Source organism: Persicitalea sp., assembly GCF_041751555.1.
In the GTDB taxonomy this organism is placed as follows: Bacteria; Bacteroidota; Bacteroidia; order Cytophagales; family Spirosomataceae; genus Persicitalea.
Window position 1 is genome coordinate 1 of the sequence record NZ_JBGSXF010000410.1, and the last position, 3,363, is coordinate 3,363.

At 53.0% G+C, this 3,363-nt stretch carries 3 protein-coding genes; all 3 read right to left on the reverse strand.

Annotation, left to right across the window (positions count from 1 at the left end; translation table 11 throughout):
• Window positions 1-55 precede the first annotated feature (55 nt).
• Window positions 56-421, reverse strand: coding sequence for a DUF6463 family protein (locus ACEW8P_RS14465; protein WP_373513789.1), 366 nt, complete (start codon window positions 419-421; stop codon window positions 56-58).
• A gap of 7 nt (window positions 422-428) precedes the next feature.
• Window positions 429-839 carry a hypothetical protein gene (locus ACEW8P_RS14470; protein WP_373513790.1) on the reverse strand — a complete coding sequence of 137 codons (411 nt, stop codon included), beginning with the start codon at window positions 837-839 and terminating at the stop codon, window positions 429-431.
• A 518-nt stretch (window positions 840-1,357) separates the two neighbouring features.
• Window positions 1,358-3,363 (reverse strand): TonB-dependent receptor plug domain-containing protein (locus ACEW8P_RS14475; RefSeq protein WP_373513791.1); only part of this gene is annotated, 2,006 nt, incomplete at its 5' end.

Sequence of the window (3,363 nt, forward strand, 5' to 3'; positions counted from 1 at the left end):
GGTCATAGCAGGAGGCTGTGCTTTTGCTGGCAGACTTAGGGAGACAGAATCGAAGTTATCCTCCCGAACTTTTTTGTTTATAAACCAGATAAAGCCCAAATGGAACGAACACCCATGCCCCGCTGATGGGTTGGAGTACCACGGCGACAGCGCCGAAAATTAGAATGAAAAAGCCGAGGAAGCGGGGTAGCGGGCTACGTAGCGTATCGGTGATATAGTGTATGAGGTAACCGGTAATCATCCAGAAATAGCCTGAGAGCATGAACCAGTGAACGGCAAAATTAGAACTTGGCTCGTCCTTTACGGCGTTCACGAGGCCATTTTCGATCATGGCTACCAGAAAATCGCTAAATACAATACTGGCGAAAATAGTATGAATGACCCCGAAAATTACCAAAATCCTTCCGGCACTTATTTTCATTTTTGGCTCATTTTTTGATCAGCCCGATTCCCAAGGTCAAGAGGGCGGCAGTGAGTACAAACACACCTATGAAAAGAATGAAGATCAAGTGGTTGGGCTGAGTTGCTCCCGTACCGATTGCGGCGGCAAAGAAACCCCCACTTACCAAGACCGCCGACGAAGGGAAGCCGACCAATACCATCCACTTCCAAAAACCTGCCAGCCTCGCGTGATAGCTCAGAATAATGGCTACCAGGGAAAGAATAACCAAGACACCCGCGTGGGCATGCCCGGCCCGAAACATCGACTTTTGAAACTCGGTGAGCACCAAATCAGGGATACTGCCGCTCAAAATTTCGAGCAGAAAATAGCCTCCATATTCGATCGCAGGCACGGTTATGAGTACGATTCCGCAAGCTGTTCTGGTGTGTTTGGTCATGATGGTGGTTCCATTTTTAAGTACATTAATGATCCAAAATTGGGTAGTTATACCTAAACAGGAAAGCCTTTCCCGATGAATCGTCGGAATGGATGATCGAATCCTCGATTCCGACACTTGAATTGCAGAAAAATGCTTTGCGCATTGGATCGGCCGAAAGTTCACTGTTTCGCAGTTTAATTGAGCAAAATTCCCCGATGGGGCCAGCTACTCCGTTTATCAAGCATTTCCAATTTGTGTGGTGCTTTTTTTTTGCCTATTCCAGTAATTTAGCAATCGTGTGCTACCGAGATAAGTTGACAGGTTGAGATCAGACAAGTCGCCAGCGGTTCAATGGCAAATTATTCAATAAAAAACGCCTCCACGCACTGCACTTGCACTGGCGGGAACTCCCTGCCTCGCCGGGTGCGAAACCCAGCCCCATTCAGCGCCGTAGCAATGGCCGTCCATCCTTAACCGGAGACCCGCATGGAGTTGGCCAGCGCCGCCTGGCGTTTGTCGTATGAAACTTTGAAATTTCAAAAGGTCAGCCGATAAAACGGCAGCGGCAGAAAACCTTGCTGGTAGGCGGTGCCGACAGTATTGGTGCGGGGGTTGTAGGCTTGCTGAAAGACATTCTGGCTGTTGGTCAGATTTTGCAAATCCAGCGCTATTTCGTGGGTCAGGCGGCGGCGGTTAATTTTATAGCCTATTTTTAGATCGGTTCGGAAGTAGGGCATTTGCTGGCTGGAAAACGCCCGGTCATAGTCGTTCATCTGCTGACCACGCTCGGCGGAAGCAGAAAAGTCGATCGGCGTCACGAATCGGCCGCCAGCGTTCGTCAACTTCCAGTTGACGCTCAGCACATTGTCCCGGCGACCCAGCCGGAACTCGCGCCCCGCCAGCAGGTTAAACACATAACGGTTATTGAAAGGCGTGTTGCGCTCGATACCGTCGCTGCCCTTGTACTTCGACTCGAAGAGCGAGGCCGTGGCGAGGAAATAATAATTGTTAGAGAAAAACTTTTCCAGCGTCAGTTCCAGACCGTAGTTCCGGCCCGTCCCATCATTGACGAGGTCACCCCGGTCGGTGGGTCCGAAGTCGGTACCCGTGGTCAGCATCGAGAAATAGCTGGGCGTACGATCCACGGGGGCATTGAAAAGCCACTGGTGGTAGGCTTCCACTTTCAGCCGCAAGCTGGAGGTCAGCATCCGGTCGTAACCCAACACCGCATGGTGGCTGCGGGTGAAGCCCAGGTTTTTATTCGTCAGTTTATAGTTGCCATCGGGCTGGCGGTTTTGGTAAAAATAGGTCAGAATAGGCTGCATGGTGCTGTGCAGCCCGTAGGCAGCATTCAGCGAGCCGGATTTTCCCACCTGATAACTAACGCCGAGGCGCGGTTCGAGGGCCGTCGAGTTGTTCAAGGCCAAGTGCAGGAAACTCAGTCCGGCGTTTAGTGTCAAACGTTCGTCGAAGCGGTGCTTGTGCTGGGCGTAAAGCTGCGTGAGTAGCGTTTGGCCCGTGACATCCCGGCTGGTGAAAGTCACCGGATACAGCACATCGTCGCGCAGGTCGTAGCTGAGCAAATCCGAAATGATGCCCGCCGAAAACTTGTCTTTGGCGCTGAACTTGTGCGTCAGCGAAGCGTTGGCCGACCATTTCTGCTGTGCGAACTCCGATTGGCCCGTCGCAATCTCCCGATCCATTTCCTTGGCTGAGTCTTTTTTATAAAGCACCGTGTCGCCGTTGAAGTACTGCTTGGTGTAAGAACCCGACAGGGTGAGCTTGCCGAAGGTGCGGTTGGAAAAACGCTGTTCGTAAGAAACAGCACCGATGTGGGTGGCGTACCTTACTTTGGTATTGTTGTTTTCGTCGCCGTAGGAATCGGGCTGATCGGTGTCCACATCGCTACCCAGGAAAGTGATGTTGCTTTTGCCATTCAACGTCCAGGCCGTCAACGTTCCCCGTTTGCCCACGGGAATGTCGGTTTTGAAGGTAAAATCCTGGTAATTGGGCGTTCCGGCCAACTCGAAGCCGATATTTTTCAGCAAGCCAAAAAACGAGTAACGGTAATTGACCAGGTACGAAGCCTTCGATTTCTTGGAATATGGCCCTTCGGCACCCAGTTCCAGACCGTTGAAGCCCATTTGGCCCAGGAACTCGCGCTTCTCATCGTTGCCTTTCCGCAGCCGCAGGTCGAAGACCGAACCCAGCGCGTTGGCGTATTCCCCCGGAAAAGCACCCGTTAGAAAGTCCGATTTCGCCAGCACGTTAGTGTTCAGCATCGACACCGGGCCACCCGAGGTACCCAGCGCCCCAAAGTGGTTGGGGTTGGGGATGTTGACGCCTTCGAGCCGCCAAAGCAGTGAGGCAGGCGAGTTGCCCCGTACAATGATATCGTTACGGGCGTCGTTCGCCCCGCTTACCCCGGCAAAGTTGGCCGCCATGCGTGAAGGGTCACCCAGGCTGCCTGCGTAGCGCAGCGTCTCGGCTGCGTTGAAGGGCCGGGCGCTGACGGTCGCCATCTCGTTGTTGGCCACGGTGC

What these genes read in the sequence shown, in the direction of transcription:
- ACEW8P_RS14465 (WP_373513789.1), bottom strand. Translation starts at nt 421, where the DNA reads ATGAAAATAAGTGCCGGAAGGATTTTGGTAATTTTCGGGGTCATTCAT.
- ACEW8P_RS14470 (WP_373513790.1), bottom strand. Translation starts at nt 839, where the DNA reads ATGACCAAACACACCAGAACAGCTTGCGGAATCGTACTCATAACCGTG.